The 18,882-nt window shown below is 65.5% G+C and carries 16 protein-coding genes; 12 read left to right on the plus strand and 4 right to left on the minus strand.

Annotation, left to right across the window (positions count from 1 at the left end; all coding sequences use genetic code 11):
• The first annotated feature begins 82 nt into the window (after window positions 1–82).
• The 10 genes from HU772_RS13365 (at window position 83) to HU772_RS13410 (ending at window position 11,970) form a co-directional block, all read left to right on the plus strand.
• Window positions 83–757: a fumarylacetoacetate hydrolase family protein gene (locus tag HU772_RS13365; RefSeq protein ID WP_186655307.1), complete on the plus strand. Its 675-nt coding sequence runs from the start codon at window positions 83–85 to the stop codon at window positions 755–757.
• Entirely contained in the window at window positions 754–1,533 is a 780-nt protein-coding gene (locus HU772_RS13370) for a fumarylacetoacetate hydrolase family protein (RefSeq protein ID WP_186655297.1), read from the plus strand. The genes HU772_RS13365 and HU772_RS13370 overlap by 4 nt, the downstream gene beginning before the upstream one ends.
• On the plus strand, window positions 1,530–2,990 hold the full coding sequence (hpaE, locus tag HU772_RS13375) for a 5-carboxymethyl-2-hydroxymuconate semialdehyde dehydrogenase (protein ID WP_186655284.1): 1,461 nt from the start codon (window positions 1,530–1,532) through the stop codon (window positions 2,988–2,990). Before HU772_RS13370 ends, hpaE begins: the two co-directional genes overlap by 4 nt.
• Before the next feature lie 134 nt (window positions 2,991–3,124).
• Window positions 3,125–4,048, plus strand: a complete 924-nt coding sequence (hpaD, locus tag HU772_RS13380) for a 3,4-dihydroxyphenylacetate 2,3-dioxygenase (RefSeq protein WP_186655282.1) — start codon at window positions 3,125–3,127, stop codon at window positions 4,046–4,048.
• 11 nt (window positions 4,049–4,059) lie between these two features.
• Complete coding sequence (locus HU772_RS13385; protein ID WP_186655268.1) at window positions 4,060–4,470, plus strand: 5-carboxymethyl-2-hydroxymuconate isomerase; 411 nt, start codon at window positions 4,060–4,062, stop codon at window positions 4,468–4,470.
• Window positions 4,471–4,477: 7 nt separating this feature from the next.
• Window positions 4,478–5,281: a 2-oxo-hept-4-ene-1,7-dioate hydratase gene (gene hpaH, locus HU772_RS13390; RefSeq protein WP_186655265.1), complete on the plus strand. Its 804-nt coding sequence runs from the start codon at window positions 4,478–4,480 to the stop codon at window positions 5,279–5,281.
• Window positions 5,282–5,290: 9 nt separating this feature from the next.
• Window positions 5,291–6,094: a 4-hydroxy-2-oxoheptanedioate aldolase gene (hpaI, locus tag HU772_RS13395; RefSeq protein WP_186655263.1), complete on the plus strand. Its 804-nt coding sequence runs from the start codon at window positions 5,291–5,293 to the stop codon at window positions 6,092–6,094.
• 210 nt (window positions 6,095–6,304) lie between these two features.
• Window positions 6,305–8,710: a glucose/quinate/shikimate family membrane-bound PQQ-dependent dehydrogenase gene (locus tag HU772_RS13400; protein ID WP_186655260.1), complete on the plus strand. Its 2,406-nt coding sequence runs from the start codon at window positions 6,305–6,307 to the stop codon at window positions 8,708–8,710.
• A 306-nt stretch (window positions 8,711–9,016) separates the two neighbouring features.
• Complete coding sequence (locus HU772_RS13405; protein ID WP_186655257.1) at window positions 9,017–10,261, plus strand: carbohydrate porin; 1,245 nt, start codon at window positions 9,017–9,019, stop codon at window positions 10,259–10,261.
• A gap of 317 nt (window positions 10,262–10,578) precedes the next feature.
• Window positions 10,579–11,970 (plus strand): APC family permease, encoded by a 1,392-nt coding sequence (locus HU772_RS13410; protein ID WP_186655253.1) that lies wholly within the window; start codon window positions 10,579–10,581, stop codon window positions 11,968–11,970.
• Window positions 11,971–12,050: 80 nt separating this feature from the next.
• On the opposite strand, the gene argE is transcribed toward HU772_RS13410, so the two are convergent.
• Window positions 12,051–13,211: an acetylornithine deacetylase gene (argE, locus tag HU772_RS13415; protein WP_186655249.1), complete on the minus strand. Its 1,161-nt coding sequence runs from the start codon at window positions 13,209–13,211 to the stop codon at window positions 12,051–12,053.
• Window positions 13,204–13,881 carry a DUF1028 domain-containing protein gene (locus HU772_RS13420; protein ID WP_186655246.1) on the minus strand — a complete coding sequence of 226 codons (678 nt, stop codon included), beginning with the start codon at window positions 13,879–13,881 and terminating at the stop codon, window positions 13,204–13,206. The genes argE and HU772_RS13420 overlap by 8 nt, the downstream gene beginning before the upstream one ends.
• 383 nt (window positions 13,882–14,264) lie before the next feature.
• Between HU772_RS13420 and HU772_RS13425 the strand changes: the two genes are divergently transcribed.
• Window positions 14,265–15,581: a flavin-containing monooxygenase gene (locus HU772_RS13425; RefSeq protein WP_186655243.1), complete on the plus strand. Its 1,317-nt coding sequence runs from the start codon at window positions 14,265–14,267 to the stop codon at window positions 15,579–15,581.
• The gene (locus tag HU772_RS13430; protein WP_186655240.1) at window positions 15,581–15,997 is read left to right on the plus strand and encodes a RidA family protein; all 417 of its coding nucleotides are present in this window, start codon (window positions 15,581–15,583) and stop codon (window positions 15,995–15,997) included. Before HU772_RS13425 ends, HU772_RS13430 begins: the two co-directional genes overlap by 1 nt.
• 127 nt (window positions 15,998–16,124) lie before the next feature.
• On the opposite strand, the gene HU772_RS13435 is transcribed toward HU772_RS13430, so the two are convergent.
• Together HU772_RS13435 and pgm are read right to left on the minus strand one after the other, a co-directional pair.
• Complete coding sequence (locus tag HU772_RS13435) at window positions 16,125–17,012, minus strand: pirin family protein (protein WP_186655237.1); 888 nt, start codon at window positions 17,010–17,012, stop codon at window positions 16,125–16,127.
• A 223-nt stretch (window positions 17,013–17,235) separates the two neighbouring features.
• Window positions 17,236–18,873: a phosphoglucomutase (alpha-D-glucose-1,6-bisphosphate-dependent) gene (pgm, locus tag HU772_RS13440; protein ID WP_186655234.1), complete on the minus strand. Its 1,638-nt coding sequence runs from the start codon at window positions 18,871–18,873 to the stop codon at window positions 17,236–17,238.
• Between the last annotated feature and the right edge of the window lie 9 nt (window positions 18,874–18,882).

Genomic DNA, 18,882 nt, shown 5'->3' on the forward strand with positions numbered 1-18,882 from the left:
AACATATTAAATATAACGTTAACACATTAACAAAAACACGATGAAGCATCCCCGCATGCTTCACCCAGCGCAGGAGAAAAGCATGAGCCGTGCCTTGCACGAGGTCGCCAGCGGCAGCCTGTTCGGCGTCGCCCTGAACTACCAGGGCCTGCTGCAACAGCATCTGGCGTCCTTCCATGAAGCGCCCTACCGGCAACCGCCGGTCAAGCCGGTGCTGTTCATCAAAACCCCAAACACCCGTAACGGGCATGGCCAGGCACTGACCTACCCCTCGGCAGTCGAGCGCCTGCAACCCGGGCCTGCCCTGGGCGTGGTGATCGGCAAGGACGCCAGCCGCGTAAGCGTGGAGCAGGCCCTGGAGCATGTGGCGGGCTACACCGTGGTCAACGAGTTCAGCCTGCCCGAGGACAGCTACTACCGCCCAGCGGTCAAGGCCAAGTGCCGCGATGGCTTCTGCCCAATGGGGCCAGAGCTGGTGCCGGCGTCCCAGGTCGGCAACCCTGATGCGCTGGGTATCCGCCTGTGGGTCAACGGCGAACTGCGCCAGCAGAACAACACCGCCAACTGCGTGCGCAACGTGGCGCAATTGATCGCCGAGATCAGTGAATTCATGACCCTGCACGCCGGCGACGTGCTGATCACCGGCACCCCGGAAGGCCGAGTCGATGTGCTGCCGGGCGATCAGGTGACGGTCGAGATCGATGGCCTCGGCCAGCTCACCACCCCCATCGTCGCCGAACAAGGACTCGCCCCATGAAGCACGCCCGCATTCAGTTCGACGGCCAGGTCCACCAGGCCATCGTCGAGGCCGACCAGCAACTGCGCCTGGCCGACGGGCGCGTGGTCCAGGCCGACCAGGTCACCTGGCTGCCACCGGCCACCGGCAACATGTTCGCCCTGGGCCTGAACTACGCCGACCACGCCGCCGAGCTGGCCTTCACACCACCCACCGAACCGCTGGCATTCATCAAGTCACTCGGCACCTACACCGGGCACGGCCAAGTAACCTGGCGTCCAGACAACATCAAGTACATGCACTACGAGTGCGAACTGGTGGCGGTGATCGGCAAGACCGCGCGCAACGTGCGCCGCGAGGATGCCCTGGACTACCTGGCTGGCTACACGGTGTGCAACGACTACGCCATCCGTGACTACCTCGAGAACTACTACCGCCCCAACCTGCGGGTGAAGAACCGCGACGCCACCACCCCCGTGGGCCCGTGGATCGTCGACACCGCCGATGTGCCGGACCCGTCCAACCTCAAGCTGCGCACCTGGGTCAACGGTGAACTGAAGCAGGAAGGCAGCACGGCGGACATGATCTTCGACATCCCTTACCTGATCGAATACTTCTCCAGCTTCATGACCCTGCAACCCGGCGACATGATCGCCACCGGTACGCCGGAAGGCCTGGCCGACGTGGTGCCGGGCGATGAAGTGGTGGTGGAGGTGGAAGGCGTCGCTCGCCTGGTCAATCGAATCGTCAGCGAAGCCGAGTTCTTCGCCCGCAAAGCACAAGAGGCAACAGCATGATCAAGCACTGGATCGACGGCCGCGAAGTCGAAAGCCGCGACACTTTCATCAACTACAACCCTGCCACCGGCGAGGCCATTGGCGAAGTCGCCAGCGGCGGCGCCGAGGAAGTCGCCCAGGCCGTGGCCGCGGCCAAGGCGGCCTTCCCGAAATGGGCCAATACCCCGGCCAAGGAGCGCGCCCGCCTGATGCGCCGCCTGGGCGAGCTGATCGAGCAGAACGTGCCGCAGTTGGCCGAGCTGGAAACCCTGGACACCGGCCTGCCGATCCATCAGACGCGCAACGTGCTGATCCCCCGCGCTTCGCACAACTTCGACTTCTTCGCCGAGGTCTGCACGCGCATGGACGGCCACAGCTACCCGGTGGACGACCAGATGCTCAACTACACCCTGTACCAGCCGGTGGGCGTGTGCGGGTTGGTGTCGCCGTGGAACGTGCCGTTCATGACCGCCACCTGGAAGACCGCGCCATGCCTGGCCCTGGGCAACACCGCGGTGCTGAAGATGAGCGAGCTGTCGCCGCTGACCGCCAATGAGCTGGGCCGCCTGGCGGTCGAGGCCGGCATCCCCAACGGCGTGCTCAACGTGATCCAGGGCTATGGCGCCACGGCCGGCGATGCCCTGGTGCGTCACCCGGACGTGCGGGCCATCTCGTTCACCGGCGGCACCGCCACCGGCCGCAAGATCATGCAGACCGCGGGCCTGAAAAAGTATTCCATGGAGCTGGGCGGCAAGTCGCCGGTGCTGATCTTCGAGGACGCCGACCTCGAGCGTGCCTTGGATGCCGCGCTGTTCACCATCTTTTCGCTCAACGGCGAACGCTGCACCGCCGGCAGCCGGATCTTCATCCAGGAGAGCGTCTACCCGCAGTTTGTCGCCGAATTCGCCGCCCGTGCCAAACGCCTGATCGTTGGCGACCCGACCGATCCGAAGACCCAGGTCGGCTCGATGATCACCCAGCAGCACTACGACAAGGTCACCGGCTATATCCGTATTGGTCTCGAAGAAGGCGCGCGCCTGGTCGCAGGTGGCCTGGAGCGCCCGACGGGCCTGCCGGCGCACCTGGCCAAGGGGCAGTTCATCCAGCCGACCGTGTTCGCCGACGTGAACAATCGGATGCGCATCGCCCAGGAAGAGATCTTCGGGCCGGTGGTGTGCCTGATCCCGTTCAAGGACGAGGCCGAGGCGCTGCAGCTGGCCAACGACACCGAGTACGGCCTGGCCTCGTACATCTGGACCCAGGACATCGGCAAGGCCCACCGCCTGGCACGTGGCATCGAGGCCGGGATGGTGTTCATCAACAGCCAGAACGTGCGCGACCTGCGCCAGCCGTTTGGCGGGGTCAAGGGCTCGGGCACTGGCCGCGAAGGCGGGCAATACAGCTTCGAGGTCTTCGCCGAGATCAAGAACGTGTGTATATCCATGGGTAGCCATCACATTCCGCGCTGGGGGGTTTGACGCTCCAGCTCTTCGCGGGTAAACCCGCTCCCACACGGACAAGCGCAGGACCTGTAGGAGCGGGTTCACCCGCGAATCGAGGGCGCAGCCCTCGCCATGGACACATAACAACACTCTTCAACAGGAGACACACCATGGGCACACTCGCTCTCGCCGCCAAGATCACCCATGTCCCGTCGATGTACCTGTCGGAACTGCCCGGCCCGCGCCAGGGCTTTCGCCAGGCGGCCATCGACGGCCACCACGAGATCGGCCGGCGCTGCCGCGAACTGGGGGTGGACACCATCGTCGTGTTCGACACCCACTGGCTGGTCAACGCCAACTACCACATCAACTGCGCCGCGCAGTTCGAAGGCCTGTACACCAGCAACGAGCTGCCGCACTTCATCGCCAACATGAACTACGGCTTCCCCGGCAACCCGGAACTGGGTCGACTGCTGGCCGAGCAATGCAATCGCCTGGGGGTCGAGACCATGGCCCACGACGCCACCACCCTGGCCCCGGAATACGGCACCCTGGTGCCAATGCGCTACATGAACGCCGACCAGCACTTCAAGGTGATCTCGGTCTCGGCGCTGTGCACCTCGCACTACCTCAACGACAGCGCGCGCCTGGGCTGGGCCATGCGCAAGGCGGTCGAGGAGCACTACGACGGCACCGTGGCGTTCCTCGCCAGTGGCTCGCTGTCGCACCGCTTCGCGCAGAACGGCCAGGCGCCGGAGTTCGCCACCAAGGTCTGGAGCCCGTTCCTGGAAACCCTTGACCACCGCGTGGTGCGCATGTGGCAGGACGGCGACTGGGCCGACTTCTGCGCCATGCTCCCGGAATATGCGGTCAAGGGCCATGGCGAAGGCTTCATGCACGACACCGCGATGCTGCTCGGCGCCCTGGGCTGGTCACGCTACGACGGCAAGGCCGAGGTGGTGACGCCCTACTTCGGCTCGTCCGGCACTGGCCAGATCAACGCGATCTTCCCGGTCACCGCGCAGGACGGCCGCGCCATCCCCGCCGCCCAGGCCTCGAACCCGGCCGGCGTGGCCTCCACCAGCCGCCTGTAAGGAGCCGCTGCATGCCCCATCTGGTCCTGCTCTACAGCCCAGACATCGAAGCCGATGCCGACATGCCCACACTGTGCCGCGCCCTCGCCGACTGCATGCTCGAACAACGGGATGAGTCCGGCCGGCAAGTGTTCCCCACCGGCGGCACCCGGGTGCTCGCCTACCCCGCTGCCCATGCGGCGATTGCCGATGGCCGGGGTGACTATGGCTTCGTCTACGCCAACCTGCGCATGGGCGCGGGGCGCAGTGGCGGCGTGCACCGCCAGGTCGGCGACCAATTGCTGGCGGTGATGCGCCAACAGCTTGACCCCTTGCTCGCGCGACGCCCGGTGGGCGTGACCGTGCAGATCGACGAAAGCCAGGCCCAGGTATACGACGCCAAGCACAGCAGCCTGCATCCCTTGTTCAACCGTCAACCCTGAGGTTTCCATGCTCGACGCGCACATCATCCAGCAAGCCGTCGCCCGTCTCGACCAGGCCGAACGCGCCCGCGAACAGGTCGGCCAGTTTTCCCTCGAATACCCGGCCATCAGCATCGAGGACGCCTACGCCATCCAGCGCGCCTGGGTCGCCCAGAAGATCAAGGACGGCCGCCGACTGGTCGGCCACAAGATCGGCCTGACCTCCCGCGCCATGCAGGTTTCCTCGAACATCACCGAGCCGGACTATGGCGCCCTGCTCGACGACATGCTGTTCGAGGAAGGCAGCGACATCCCCTTTGACCGCTTCATCGTGCCACGGGTGGAGGTGGAGCTCGCGTTCATCCTCGGCAAGCCCTTGAAAGGCCCGGACGTAACCCTGTTCGATGTACTCGAGGCCACCGAGTGGGTGATTCCGGCGCTGGAAATCATCGACGCACGTATCCAGCAGGTTGATCCGCAGAGCGGCGCCACGCGCAAAGTCTTCGACACCATCTCCGACAATGCCGCCAACGCAGGCGTGGTCATGGGCGGGCGCGCGGTGCGGCCCAACGCCATCGACCTGCGCAAAGTGCCCGCGGTGCTCTACCGCAACGGCGTGATCGAAGAGTCCGGGGTGTCCGCCGCGGTGCTCAACCACCCGGCCAAGGGCGTGGCTTGGCTGGCCAACAAACTGGCGGCCTACGATGTCGGCCTGGAAGCCGGCCAGGTGATCCTCGGCGGCTCCTTCACCCGTCCGGTGGCGGCCCGCCCCGGCGATACCTTCCATGTCGACTACGACCAGCTCGGCTCGATCGCCTGCCGTTTCGTCTGAGGACAGCCCATGGACATGCCTATCAACACCTTCAAGCAACGGCTGCGCGGCGGCCAGGCGCAAATTGGCCTGTGGCTGGGCCTGGCCGACCCGTACTGCGCGGAGCTGGCCGCCAATGTCGGCTTCGACTGGTTGCTGCTCGATGGCGAGCACGCCCCCAATGACCTGCGTAGCCTGCTCGGCCAACTACAGGCGGTGGCACCCTACCCTGGCCAGGCAGTGGTACGCCCGGTGATCGGCGACACCGTGCTGATCAAGCAACTGCTCGATATTGGCGCGCAGACCTTGCTGGTGCCGATGGTCGAGAGCGCGGAACAGGCCCGCCAGCTGGTGCGCGCCACCCGCTATCCGCCTGCAGGCATACGGGGTGTCGGTAGCGCCCTGGCCCGTGCCTCGCGCTGGAACAGCATTGCTGGCTATCTGGATCGCGCCGACGACCAGGTCTGCCTGCTGGTGCAGATCGAAAACCGCGAAGGCTTGGCCAATCTCGAGGCAATCTGCGCGGTGGACGGCGTCGACGGGGTGTTCATCGGCCCTGCCGACCTCAGCGCCGCCATGGGCCATCGTGGCAACCCCGGGCATCCCGAGGTGCAGGCGGCCATCGAACAAGCCATCGTGCGTATCAGCCAGGCCGGCAAGGCGGCAGGGATCCTCAGTGCCGACGAGCAGTTGGCGCGCCGCTATATCGAGTTGGGCGCTGCGTTTGTCGCGGTGGGGGTGGATACCACGGTGCTGATGCGCGGCTTGCAGGGGTTGTTGGGCAAGTTCAAGGCAGGTACGCCGGGGGGCACGGCTACCAGTTCGGTGTACTGAGCCTTTCGCGGCTCCACGAGCCCTCTGGGGGCTTGGCACCGACTGCGCCAGTGTTCGCGGCGCTGCCCGCTCCCATAGGGATAATAGTTCCCTGCGCGACAACGTAGCCCCAAAGAGCGGGGCGAACTCCTGCAAACAAAATGTACTAACTTGTTAATTAGCTTGCTAAGGGCTTACACTGCGGCGTATTCCACCTGCGAGATCCCTGGCATGAACAACACCTCCCGCGCTACCGGCGCCTCAACCTTCATCCTGGTCGGGCTCGGCGCCATCATCGCCCTGCTCGGCCTGCTCCTGGCCGCCGGCGGCGCCAAGTTGGCCGGCCTGGGCGGTTCCTGGTACTTCCTGGTCGGCGGCCTGGCCATGGCCATCGCCGGCATCCTCATCGCCCGCCGCAAGCCTGCGGGCGCCTGGCTGTACGCGCTGTTCCTGCTCGGCACCCTGGCCTGGGCGCTGGCCGACACGGGCCTGGTGTTCTGGCCGCTGTTCTCACGGCTGTTCATGTTCGCCGCAATTGGCCTGGTGGTGGCGCTGGTCTACCCGCAACTGGTCCGACGTCAGGCGCGCGGCGCCTATGGCGTGGCCGCTGTACTGGCCCTGGCGCTGGCCGTCGCCGCCGGCAACATGTTCGTCGCTCACCCCAGCGTCGCCCCGACCGGCAAGGGGCCGGGCCTGACCCCGGTCGAACCGGGCAAGGCCCAGCAGGACTGGGCCCATTACGGCAACACCGAAGGCGGCAGCCGCTTTGCCGCGCTGGACCAGATCAACCGCGGCAACGTCGACCAGCTCCAGGTGGCCTGGACCTATCGCACCGGCGACATTGCCGTCAGCGATGGCAACGGCGCCGAGGACCAGCTGACCCCCTTGCAGGTCGGCGACAAGGTGTTCATCTGCACCCCGCACAACAACCTGATCGCGCTGGACACCGATACTGGCCGCGAGCTCTGGAAAAACCCGATCAACGCTCAGTCCAAGGTCTGGCAGCGTTGCCGTGGGCTGGCCTACTTCGATGCCAGCGCGCCCCTGGCGCAGCCGACCCAGCCGGGCAGCTCGGCCATCAGCGTGGCCAGCGTGGCACCCGGTGCCAATTGCCAGCGTCGCCTGCTGACCAACACCATCGACGGTCGCCTGATTGCCGTCGACGCCGACACCGGCGCGTTCTGCCAGGGCTTCGGCAGCAACGGCCAGGTCGATCTCAAGGCCGGCCTGGGCGATGTGCCCGACTCGTACTACCAGCTGTCCTCCGCGCCGCTGATGGCCGGCACCACCGTGGTGGTCGGCGGACGTGTCGCCGACAACGTCCAGACCGACATGCCGGGCGGTGTGATCCGCGGCTTCGACGTGATCAGCGGCAAAATGCGCTGGGCCTTCGACCCGGGCAACCCGCAAGCACGCAACGCCCCGCAAGGCGACGACACCTATGTGCGCAGTACGCCGAACAGTTGGGCACCGATGTCCTACGACCCGGCGATGAACACCCTGTTCCTGCCCATGGGCTCGTCGTCCACTGACATCTATGGTGTCGAGCGCAACCAACTGGACCATACCTACGGCGCCTCGGTACTGGCCCTGGACGCCACCACCGGCGACCAGAAGTGGGTGTACCAGACCGTGCACAACGACCTCTGGGACTTCGACCTGCCGATGCAGCCGAGCCTGATCGACTTCACCCGCGATGACGGCAAGCGCGTGCCGGCGGTGGTGATCGGCACCAAGGCCGGGCAGATCTACGTGCTCGACCGCGCCACCGGCAAGCCGCTCACCCAAGTGGACGAAGTGCCGGTCAAGCCGAGCAACATTCCCAACGAGCCCTACTCCCCGACCCAGCCCAAATCGGTGGGCATGCCGCAGATCGGCGCGCAGACCCTGACCGAATCGGACATGTGGGGCGCCACCCCTTACGACCAGCTGCTGTGCCGTATCGATTTCAAGCAGATGCGCTACGACGGCCTGTACACCGCCCCCGGCAGCGATCTGTCGCTGAGTTTCCCCGGCTCGCTGGGTGGCATGAACTGGGGCAGCCTGTCCACCGACCCGGTCCACGGTTTCATCTTTGTCAACGACATGCGCCTGGGCCTGTGGATTCAGATGATCCCCTCGCAGAACAAAGGCGCGGCCGCCGGCGGTGGCGAGGCGCTGAACACCGGCATGGGCGCGGTACCGCTCAAAGGCACGCCTTACGCGGTGAACAAGAACCGCTTCCTGTCGGTAGCCGGTATCCCCTGCCAGGCACCGCCGTACGGCACCCTGACCGCCATCGACATGAACACCCGGCAGATCGCCTGGCAGGTACCGGTGGGCACCGTCGAGGACACCGGGCCGCTGGGTATCCGCATGCACCTGCCGATCAAGATCGGCCTGCCGACTCTTGGCGGTACCCTGTCGACCCAGGGTGGCCTGCTGTTCATCGCCGGTACCCAGGACTTCTACCTGCGCGCCTACGACAGCGGCAACGGCACTGAAATCTGGAAGGCGCGCCTGCCGGTGGGCAGCCAGGGCGGGCCAATGACTTACGTGTCGCCGAAAACCGGCAAGCAGTACGTGGTGGTCACCGCCGGCGGCGCGCGCCAGTCGACCGATCGTGGCGACTACGTCATTGCCTACGCCCTGCCGTAAACCGCGTCGCCCTCTTCGCGGGCAAGCCCGCTCCCACAGGGATCGCACAGGCCGCAGGCCAGTGACCATCCTGTGGGAGCAGGTCTATCTACCTCACAGGAACCGCACAAGCTACAGGCCTGCGCAAATCCTTTAGGAGCAGGTTTATCTGCCTCACAAGGACCGCACACGCTACTGGCCTGTGCAAGTCCTGTGAGAGCAGGTTTATCTGCCTCACAAGGACCGCGCAAGCTACAGGCCTGCGCAAATCCTGTGGGAGCGGGCTTGCCCGCGAAAGGGCCCTTACAGACAACCCGAGATACCGCAATGTCCTGCGTTTTTCGCTTCACTCCACTTCTTCTGACCCTCACAAGCCCCCTTACCCTCGCTGACAACACCCTGACGGGCGACTGGGGCGGCCTACGCTATCAACTTGAAGCAGACGGCATCACCTTCACCGGCGACTACAGTGGCGAAACCGCCTACAACGCCCATGGCGGCCTGCACCGCTCGGCCCGCTACTCGCAGAACCTCAAGCTCGGCGTACAGTTCGACCTGTCGAAGCTGTACGGCCTGGATAACGGCGGCCAGGTCCAGCTGACCATCAACGACCGCCGCGGCAACAGCGCCTCCGAGGACCTGGTGGGCAACCGCCTGCCAATCCAAGAGAACTACGGCGGCCTGTATACCCGCCTGACCGAGCTCAGCTACGCGCGCAACCTGTCGCCCGCGCTGAATCTCAAGCTCGGCTACATGGCCATGGGCAACGACCTCGGCGGCCTGGACAGCGGCATCTTGTGCAACTTCATGAACGCCGGGTTCTGCGGCCACCCGCTGAACATGTCCGGCGGTAGTGGCTGGAGCAACTACCCCAACGCCCACCTTGGCGTACGGGTGAAATACGACCTGACGCCCGACTGGCAATTGCGGGTGGCAGCGTTCAACGTCGACCCCGAGAGCAACGGCAATGCCAGTCGAGCCTGGCACCTTGGGCCCAAGCGCACCACCGGCACCGTGGTCCCGGTAGAGCTGGTGTACAAGCTGCACGGCAAACTACCAGGCGAGTACAAGCTCGGTTACTACTACGACAGCTCGAACGTGAAACGCATCGGCAGCAGCGAGGAAGTCGCCGATCGTGGCGGGCATTATTTGCTGGTCGACCAAGCCATGTGGAACGACCCGGCCTTGCCCGGGCGCAGCCTGCACGCCTTCGGCCAGTATTCAGCGTCGAGCAAGGCCGCCTCGCCGTTCACTCGCTGGTATGGTGCCGGCGTGGTGCTGTACCAGCCTTTCGCAAGCCGGCCACGGGATACCGTGGCGCTGGGCTATGGCCGCGCGGTCCCGAATCCGCGTAGCCGCGAAGTGCTGGAAGCGGCGGCATACGATGCAGGACAAGGCTTTCCCGACCTCGACAGCGCCGAACAACTGGTGGAGCTGAGCTATGGCTACCAGGCCACGCCGTGGCTGAACCTGCGCCCGGATGTGCAGTACATCGTCGAGCCAGGGGCGTTTTCCGGGCAAGATATCGACAATGCGCTGGTGGTCGGCTTGCAGGTCAAGGCGACGTTCTGAAAATTCGGTCTGCTTCGCGCTGCTGCGCTCTCGGTGGGAGCAACTGTCTTGCTCAACTGCTAAAGCTAGCGCGATCCCTGTGGGAGCGGCTTTAGCCGCGAACACCGGCACAGCCGGTGCCAGGCACCGCGCCGCCTGCTTCGCGGCGGTTCGGCGCCCCGATAAACCCGCTCCCACAGGTGTGGTGCATGCCCTGAGGTCGTTGTCGGCGCGCATAGCTTTTTCCTGCCCAGCAACCACATATTTACTAATTTCCCCGCCCCGCCCCCTGTCCCAGTATCTGGCGCGACTACAACAACAAGAGCGGGGAAATTCACATGACTGCAAGTACCTCCGTGCCTGCCGCCGCGCAGCACGACAACGCCGGCTTTCGCCGGGTCCTGGGACTGGGGTCGCTGCTGGCGGTAGCTGTCGGCCTGGTGGTGTCGCAAGGGGTGATGGTGATGATGCTGCAAGGCGTAGGCGCCGCCGGCCTGGGCTTCATCGTACCCTTGGCGCTGGCCTACCTGCTGGCCCTGAGCTACGCCTTTTCATTCTCCGAACTGGCCTTGCTGGTACCGCGCGCCGGCAGCCTGTCCAGCTACACCGAAGTGGCGCTGGGGCATTTCCCGGCGATTCTCGCCACCTTCTCCGGCTACGTGGTGGTAGCCATGTTCGCCCTGTCGGCCGAGCTGCTATTGCTCGACCTGATCGTCGGCAAGGTCTACCCGGGCGTGTTCCCGCAGTACTCGGTGGCCTTCGGCGTGCTCGCCCTGTTCACCGTCCTCAACCTGATGGGCATCGACATCTTCGCCAAGCTGCAAAGCGCCATGGCCGTGGTCATGGTCATCGTGCTGCTGATTCTCGGCCTGGCCGCGATCAGCGAAGGCCATGCCGAAGGGGTCACCACCACACTGCTGCAGGGTGACTGGAACCCGATGGGCGCCGGGGTGCTGGCCCTGACCGCCATGGCCGTGTGGGGCTTCGTCGGCGCCGAGTTCGTCTGCTCGTTGGTGGAGGAAACCCGCAAGCCCGAGCGCAATATCCCACGCTCGATGACCATTGGCCTGACCGTGATCTTCGCCACCATCGGCCTGTACGGGCTGGGCGCGCTGTTCCTGGTCCCGCGCGAAGCCTTGAGCAGCGATGCCCTGCCCCACTACCTGTTCGCCACCACGGTGTTCGGCAAGACCGGCGAGGTGTTCCTGGTGATCGCCGCAGTCACCGCCACCTGCAGCACCCTCAACACCTCGCTGGCGGCCATCCCGCGCATGCTCTACGGCATGGCCTGCAACGGCCAGGCATTTCCGCAGTTCAAGCTGCTCAGCCCGCGTGCGCGTACACCTTGGGTGGCGGTGCTGTTCGTAGCGGCAATCACTGGCTTGCCGGTGTTGCTGATGGGCCAGGACGCGGCGGCGATCAACCTGCTGCTGTTGTCCGCTGCACTCGCCTGGCTGCTGGCCTACATCATCGTGCACCTGGACGTGATCGCCCTGCGCCGCCGCTACCCGCACCTGCCACGGCCATTTCGCACGCCGTTCTACCCATTGCCGCAACTGTTCGGCATCGGCGGCATGCTCTATGCGATCTGGAACGCCTCGCCCAGCCCGGAAATGAACCTGAAGATCTTTGGTACCGCAGGGGTGGTGCTGGCCGTGGTGTCGCTGATTGCCGTCGCCTGGATCAAAGGGGTGATGAAGAAGCCGTTGTTCAGGCCTGAGCCGCTTTAAGCCCTACCGGCGTCTTCGCGGGCAAGCCCGCTCCCACAGGGTGGTTGCCTATCCTGTGGGAGTGGGCTTGCCCGCGACGTTCACTCGTGCTTGAGATGATCCACCAACCGCCGCAACAGCGCATCGCAGCCCTGCAACTGCTCGACACTGACGAACTCATCGGGCTTGTGCCCCTGGTCCATGCTGCCAGGGCCGCACACCACCGTGGGGATGCCAGCCTGGTCGAACAAGCCGCCTTCGGTGCCAAAGGCCACGGTACCGAAATCATCCGAGCCACTGAGCAGCGCCACCAGCCGCGCCACCTCGCTGTCGACCGGTGTTGCCAGCCCGGGATAGGCGCTCAACGGCTGCAGCTCAATCGTGCTGGCGGCGTGGACAGCACGCATGCGCGGCAACAGTTCGGCCTCGGCGTAGGCCTGCAACCGTTCGACCACTGATTGTGCCTCGAAGCCCGGCAAGGCGCGCACTTCGAAGTCGAATTCGCATTCCTCGGGCACGATATTCAGCGCCCTGCCGCCTTTGATCAGCCCGGTCTGCACCGTGGAAAACGGCGGATCGAAGCGCTCATCGTGGTGCGCCGCAAGCGCCAGGTCGTCGCCGATTTCGCCCAGTTTGCCGATCAGTCGCGCGGCATACTCGATGGCATTGACGCCATAAGGCGCATAAGCCGAATGGCAGGCCGCGCCGTGCACCTGGCAGCGCATGGCCAGCTTGCCCTTGTGGCCGAGCACCGGCTTCAGTTCGGTGGGCTCACCGATCAGGCACAACCGCGGCTTGTGCGCACGCTGCGCCAGGGCCGCGAGCATCGAGCGCACGCCCAGGCAGCCGACTTCCTCGTCATAGGAAAACGCCAAGTGCACCGGCATCTTCAGCGGCTGGGCAAGAAAAGCCGGCACCGCTGCCAGCACCGAGGCGATGAAGCCTTTCATGTCGGCGGTGCCGCGGCCATACAGGCGACCGTCACGTTCGCTGAGCCGAAACGGTTCGACCGTCCAGGCCTGGCCATCCACCGGCACCACGTCGGTGTGCCCGGAGAGCACCACGCCACCTCGGTCGGCGGGGCCGATGGTGGCGAACAGGTTAGCCTTGGTGCCCTCTTCGTTGAGGAACAGCTCGCTGGCAACGCCTAGCCCGGCCAGGTAATCGCGGATGAAGGCGATCAGTTCCAGGTTGGAATCGCGGCTGACCGTGGCAAAGCTGACCAAGCGCGCCAGTAGCGCGCGGCTGGACATCTCACTCATCGCCCGGCACTCCATAGCTTGGCGCGGCGGTCGGGTTCAGGGCGCGGGTCACGTAGTCCTGCATCTGCGGGCGATAGGCCTGCCAGAGGTTGTCCAGCTCGCCGATGGGATCGTGCTCGGCCCAGTCCACGCGCAGGTCCACTAGTGGCCAGGTCAGCTCGCCGGCGACCTTCAACGCCGCCGAGTGCACCGGGCCCGCCTCGCCACCGGCGGCCATGGCCGCGTGCATCGCCGCCAGCAGGCGGTCGGCCAGGTGGCCACCGGCCTGTTCGAATGCCGCCACCATGGCCTCGATCACCGTCCGCGTCGACAGCAGGTTGCCGGCCGCCACGCAGCCTTCACCCGCCACGGCGTTGTGCACGCCCAAGGCCTCCTTGCCGGTGAACAGTGCCACCTGGCCGTGGCTGTCGATCACCGTGACCTGGCGGTACTCGCTCCAGCCATTGGCACTGAGCACCCGGTCCAGGGCCGCAGCAGGTGGCATCTGGCCCTGTTCGAGGGCATCGAGGATCTGTGGGCCGAGGGCCGGCAGGGTGATGTTCTGGGTGGCCACCGCGCCAACCCCGGCGCGCACCCAGGGGCAGCGGGCGCCGACGGCGATGCTCGATGAACTGATGGCGATGCCCAGTTGGCCGGTTTCCTGGCAGCGGCCGATGATGGAGAAAGTCATGGATGCAGCTCCTGTGTTGAGGTTACCGGCATTCTCGATGTGCCCCGGAAGCTGCGAAACCAACATTTTCCTCGGTACAGGGCAGGAAAAAACTAAGGCGGCGTGAATGCATTCTGTGTAGGAGCGGCCTTGCGCCGCGAAAGGGCTGCGTAGCAGCCCCGGGATTTCAGCGTTGATGCAAAGATTGCCGGGGCTGCTCTGCAGCCCTTTCGCGGCGCAAGGCCGCTCCTACAAGGCCCCGTGCAACCCTGAACATCGCAGGCCTTCGCCAATTTATCGGCAAGCCCCAGCTAAATACTATTTTCGCGATTCCCGCCCCATCCCTAGTCTGGCCCCAGGCAACACCGACCTGAACAAGAACGCCGCTGAAGAAGGGCTGGGACATGACACTGAACAATATCGAAATCGACACCCTCGTGGTTGGCGCCGGCCAGGCTGGCGTGGCCATGAGCGAACACTTGAGCAAGCTCGGCGTGCCGCACCTGGTGCTGGAGCGCAAGCGTATCGCCGAAGCCTGGCGCAGTGGACGCTGGGACTCGCTGGTAGCCAACGGCCCGGCCTGGCACGACCGCTTCCCAGGGCTGGAATTCGACCTCGATGCCGACGCGTTCGCCGGCAAGGACCAGGTCGCCGACTACTTCGAGCAGTACGTGCGCAAGTACAACCTGCCGGTGCGCACCGGTGTCGAGGTCAAGCGTGTGGTGCGCAACGCCGATCGCCCGGGCTTCACCATCGATACCAACCAGGGCGTGATCCGCGCCAACCGCGTGGTGGCCGCCACCGGTCCATTCCAGCGCCCGGTGATCCCAGCCATCGCGCCGAAGGACGAGGGCCTGCACCAGATCCACTCCGCCGCCTACTACAACCCAGAGCAACTGCCCGAAGGCGCGGTGCTGGTGGTCGGCGCCGGCTCCTCCGGGGTGCAGATCGCCGAGGAATTGATGCGCGCCGGGCGCCAGGTGTACCTGTCGGTCGGTGCCCATGACCGTCCGCCGCGCAGCTACCGCAACCGCGATTTCTGCTGGTGGCTGGGGGTGCTCGGCGAGTGGGATGCCGAGATCGCCAAGCCAGGCCGCGAGCACGTGACCATCGCCGTGTCGGGCGCCCGTGGCGGGCACACCGTGGACTTTCGCACCCTCGCCCACCAGGGCATGACCCTGGTCGGCCTGACCCAGTCGTTCGAAGGCGGCGTGGCGCGCTTCCAGGACAACCTGGCTGAGAACATCACCCGCGGCGACGAGAACTACCTGGCCTTGCTGGACGCCGCCGATGCCTATGTCGAGCGCAATGGCCTGGACCTGCCCGAAGAACCCGAGGCACGCAAGCGCCTGCCCGATCCGGACTGCGTTACCCAGCCCCTGCGCGAGCTGGACCTGGCCCAGGCCAACGTCAACAGCATCATCTGGGCCACCGGTTATGGCGTCGACTTCAGCTGGCTGCAGGTCGACACCTTCGATGCCAACGGCAAGCCGCAGCACCAGCGCGGCGTGTCGAAGGAGCCGGGCGTGTACTTCCTCGGCCTGCCCTGGCTGTCGCGCCGTGGCTCGTCGTTCATCTGGGGCGTGTGGCATGACGCCAAGCACGTCGCCGGGCATATCGCCACCCAGCGCACCTACCTGGCCTACCGCGACCGCGAACAGCGCGCGGCGGCCGATCAACAATCCTCGATCAGCAATGTCAGCACTTTCGGAGCCCACTGATGCCTACCCACACGCGCATCCGCATGTTCAACACCAAGGCCACCTACCCCAACCAGACCCTGGACAACGACCTGTGCCAGGCCGTGCGGGCCGGCAACACCATCTATGTACGCGGCCAGGTCGGCACCGACTTCGAGGGGCGCCTGGTCGGCCTGGGCGACCCGCAGGCGCAGGCTGAACAGGCCATGAAGAACGTCAAGCAATTGCTCGAGGAGGCTGGTTCGGACCTGTCGCATATCGTCAAGACCACCACCTATATCACCGATCCGCGTTTCCGCGAGCCGGTGTACCGGGAGGTTGGCAAATGGCTGAAGGGCGTGTTCCCGATTTCCACCGGGCTGGTGGTCGCGGGCCTGGCGCAGGCCGAGTGGCTGATGGAGATCGACGTGATCGCGGTGGTGCCGGAAGCGATCTGACGACCATAGCCCTGAACGTCTGTGGGAGCGGGTTTACCCGCGAATGCTGCGGTGACTTCACCGACGCATTCGCGGGTAAACCCGCTCCCACAGATACCCGCTGCCTGGCATGCCTTGAAACAGGCCGTCAATGCCGGGCGCCGTGCTCGACACCGCCCATCTGCCCGAACCGCCCGGCCTGGAAGTCGTCGAACGACTCGGCAATTTCCGCCTGGCTGTTCATCACGAACGGGCCGTAGCCGACGATGGGCTCGTCGATCGGCTCACCGCTGAGCAGCAGCACGCTGACATCCTCCAGCGCCTCGATCCGCACATCCTCGCCGTCACGCTCCAACAGCACCAGGCTGGCCGGGCCAGCTTCACGCTGGTCATTGACCCGCAGGTTGCCGCGCAGTACCACCAGCGCGGCATTGCGCCCGGCGGCTACGGGCAGTTGCAGCGAAGCACCGGCTTTCAGACGCAGGTCCCATACATCCATGTCGGTGAAGGTATGGGCCGGGCCTTGCTGGTCCCGGTAACGCCCGGCGATCACCCGCAAGTTGCCCATCTCGTCGTCCAGCGTCACCACTGGAATATCACTGGCCAGCAATGTCTGGTAGCCGGCGGCGGCGCGCTTGTCCTTGGCCGGCAGGTTGACCCACAGCTGGACCATTTCCAAGGTACCGCCACGCTTGGCGAAAGCCGGCGAATGAAACTCTTCGTGGAGGATACCGCCCGCGGCGGTCATCCATTGCACATCGCCCGGGCCGATCAAACCGCCGGCACCGGTGGAGTCCCGGTGCTCCAGCTCGCCCTGGTAGACGATGGTCACGGTCTCGAAGCCGCGATGCGGATGCTGGCCGACGCCGCGCCGGTCCGTGGTCGGTGTGAAATCATGGGGGCCGGCATAGTCCAGCAGCAGGAACGGGCTGATGTGCCGGGCCAGGTTGTCATAGGTGAACAGGCTGCGCACCGGGAAGCCGTCGCCCACCCAGTGGGCGTGGGGGCTGCGGTGGATGCCCTGGATCTTTTTCATGAGAAGCCTCCTCTTGGATAGGTATAACCTTACCGACGAGGCTAATTAAGCGGTAGACAGGAGAATTGGCATGGATCGTTCTACTGACAGAACAATCACAGCATCCTTTGGGAGCGGCTTCAGCCGCGAAGCAGGCGACGCGGTGCCTGGCACCGGCTGTGCCGGTGTTCGCGGCTAAAGCCGCTCCCACAGGGACCGCGCCGACCTTGTTTAACGAGGTAGATCAGGCGATCGCCGCATCCACCAGCACCTGGGCTTCGGCCACCAGACGCGCCAGATGCGCCTCGTCGATGAAGCTCTCGGCGTAGATCTTGTAGATGTCCTCGGTGCCCGACGGCCGTGCGGCGAACCAGCCGTTGGCAGTCATCACCTTCAACCCACCGATGGCCTGGTTGTTGCCCGGCGCATGGCTGAGGATCTGCTCGATCGGCTCGCCAGCCAGTTCGGTGGACGTGACCTGCTCGGGCGCCAGCTTGCTCAGCAGCGCCTTCTGCCGCGCATCGGCCTTGGCTTCGACACGGGTGGCGTAGGGCTTGCCCAGCTTGGCGGTAAGGTCGGCGTAGATCTGGCTCGGGTTGCGCCCGGTGCGTGCGGTCATCTCGGCCGCCAGCAGCGCCGGGATCAGGCCGTCCTTGTCGGTGGCCCAGACGCTGCCGTCCTTGCGCAGGAACGAGGCGCCGGCGCTTTCTTCGCCGCCAAAGCCCAGCGAGCCATCGAACAGGCCCTGGGCGAAGAACTTGAAGCCCACCGGCACTTCGTACAGGTCACGGCCCAGCGCGGCGGTGACCCGGTCGATCAGGCCGCTGGAGACCACGGTCTTGCCCACCGCCGCGTCGCTGCGCCATTGCGGGCGGTTGCGGTACAAGTAGTCGATCGCCACGGCCAGGTAGTTGTTCGGCTGCAGCAGGCCATCGGCGGTGACGATGCCGTGGCGGTCGTGGTCCGGGTCGCAGGCGAAGGCCACGTCGAAGCGCTCGCGCAGGCCGATCAGGCCTTGCATGGCGTAAGGCGAGGACGGGTCCATGCGGATCTGGCCGTCCCAATCGACGGTCATGAAGCGGAAGGTCGGGTCTACTTCGGTATTCACCACTTCCAGGTTGAGTTGGTAGCGCTCGGCGATGGCCGACCAGTAACGCACCCCGGCACCGCCCAGCGGGTCGACGCCCAGACGCAGGTTGGCGCCGCGAATTACCTCGAAGTCGATGACGTTTTCCAGGTCGGCGACGTAGCTGCTGACATAGTCGTGACGCTGGGTGGTCGGTGCCGCCAGCGCCTGCTTGTAGTCCATGCGCTTGACGCCGGCCAGATTGGCCGCCAGCAGTTCGTTGGCCTTGGCCTCGATCCACTTGGTCACATCGCTGTCGGCCGGGCCGCCATTGGGCGGGTTGTACTTGAAGCCACCGCTCTGCGGTGGATTGTGCGACGGGGTGATGACGATGCCGTCGGCCAGGCCCTGCTGGCGGCCACGGTTGTAGCAGAGGATGGCATGGGACACCGCCGGGGTCGGGGTGTACTCGTCATCCTGGCTCAGCATCACCTGCACGCCGTTGGCGGCCAGCACTTCCAGGGCACTGGCGGCGGCCGGCGCGGACAGCGCATGGGTGTCGGCGCCGATGAACAGCGGGCCGTCGATGCCCTTTTCCTGGCGATACAGGCAAATGGCCTGGGTGATCGCCAGCACGTGGTATTCGTTGAAGCTCAGCTCGAACGAGGTGCCCCGGTGGCCCGAGGTGCCGAAGGCCACGCGCTGGGCCGCTACCGTGGCGTCGGGGCGCCCGGTGTAGTAAGCGGTCAACAGGCGGGGGATATCGACCAGCACGCTGGCCGGAGCCGGCTTGCCTGCCAAAGGACTGAGCGTCATGCAAAAACC

Source organism: Pseudomonas xantholysinigenes (genome assembly GCF_014268885.2).
Classification (GTDB): domain Bacteria; phylum Pseudomonadota; class Gammaproteobacteria; order Pseudomonadales; family Pseudomonadaceae; genus Aquipseudomonas; species Aquipseudomonas xantholysinigenes.

Coding starts and splice junctions, on each gene's coding strand:
- HU772_RS13365 (WP_186655307.1), top strand. CDS start 83: ATGAGCCGTGCCTTGCACGAGGTCGCCAGCGGCAGCCTGTTCGGCGTC.
- HU772_RS13370 (WP_186655297.1), top strand. CDS start 754: ATGAAGCACGCCCGCATTCAGTTCGACGGCCAGGTCCACCAGGCCATC.
- hpaE (WP_186655284.1), top strand. CDS start 1,530: ATGATCAAGCACTGGATCGACGGCCGCGAAGTCGAAAGCCGCGACACT.
- hpaD (WP_186655282.1), top strand. CDS start 3,125: ATGGGCACACTCGCTCTCGCCGCCAAGATCACCCATGTCCCGTCGATG.
- HU772_RS13385 (WP_186655268.1), top strand. CDS start 4,060: ATGCCCCATCTGGTCCTGCTCTACAGCCCAGACATCGAAGCCGATGCC.
- hpaH (WP_186655265.1), top strand. CDS start 4,478: ATGCTCGACGCGCACATCATCCAGCAAGCCGTCGCCCGTCTCGACCAG.
- hpaI (WP_186655263.1), top strand. CDS start 5,291: ATGGACATGCCTATCAACACCTTCAAGCAACGGCTGCGCGGCGGCCAG.
- HU772_RS13400 (WP_186655260.1), top strand. CDS start 6,305: ATGAACAACACCTCCCGCGCTACCGGCGCCTCAACCTTCATCCTGGTC.
- HU772_RS13405 (WP_186655257.1), top strand. CDS start 9,017: ATGTCCTGCGTTTTTCGCTTCACTCCACTTCTTCTGACCCTCACAAGC.
- HU772_RS13410 (WP_186655253.1), top strand. CDS start 10,579: ATGACTGCAAGTACCTCCGTGCCTGCCGCCGCGCAGCACGACAACGCC.
- argE (WP_186655249.1), bottom strand. CDS start 13,211: ATGAGTGAGATGTCCAGCCGCGCGCTACTGGCGCGCTTGGTCAGCTTT.
- HU772_RS13420 (WP_186655246.1), bottom strand. CDS start 13,881: ATGACTTTCTCCATCATCGGCCGCTGCCAGGAAACCGGCCAACTGGGC.
- HU772_RS13425 (WP_186655243.1), top strand. CDS start 14,265: ATGACACTGAACAATATCGAAATCGACACCCTCGTGGTTGGCGCCGGC.
- HU772_RS13430 (WP_186655240.1), top strand. CDS start 15,581: ATGCCTACCCACACGCGCATCCGCATGTTCAACACCAAGGCCACCTAC.
- HU772_RS13435 (WP_186655237.1), bottom strand. CDS start 17,012: ATGAAAAAGATCCAGGGCATCCACCGCAGCCCCCACGCCCACTGGGTG.
- pgm (WP_186655234.1), bottom strand. CDS start 18,873: ATGACGCTCAGTCCTTTGGCAGGCAAGCCGGCTCCGGCCAGCGTGCTG.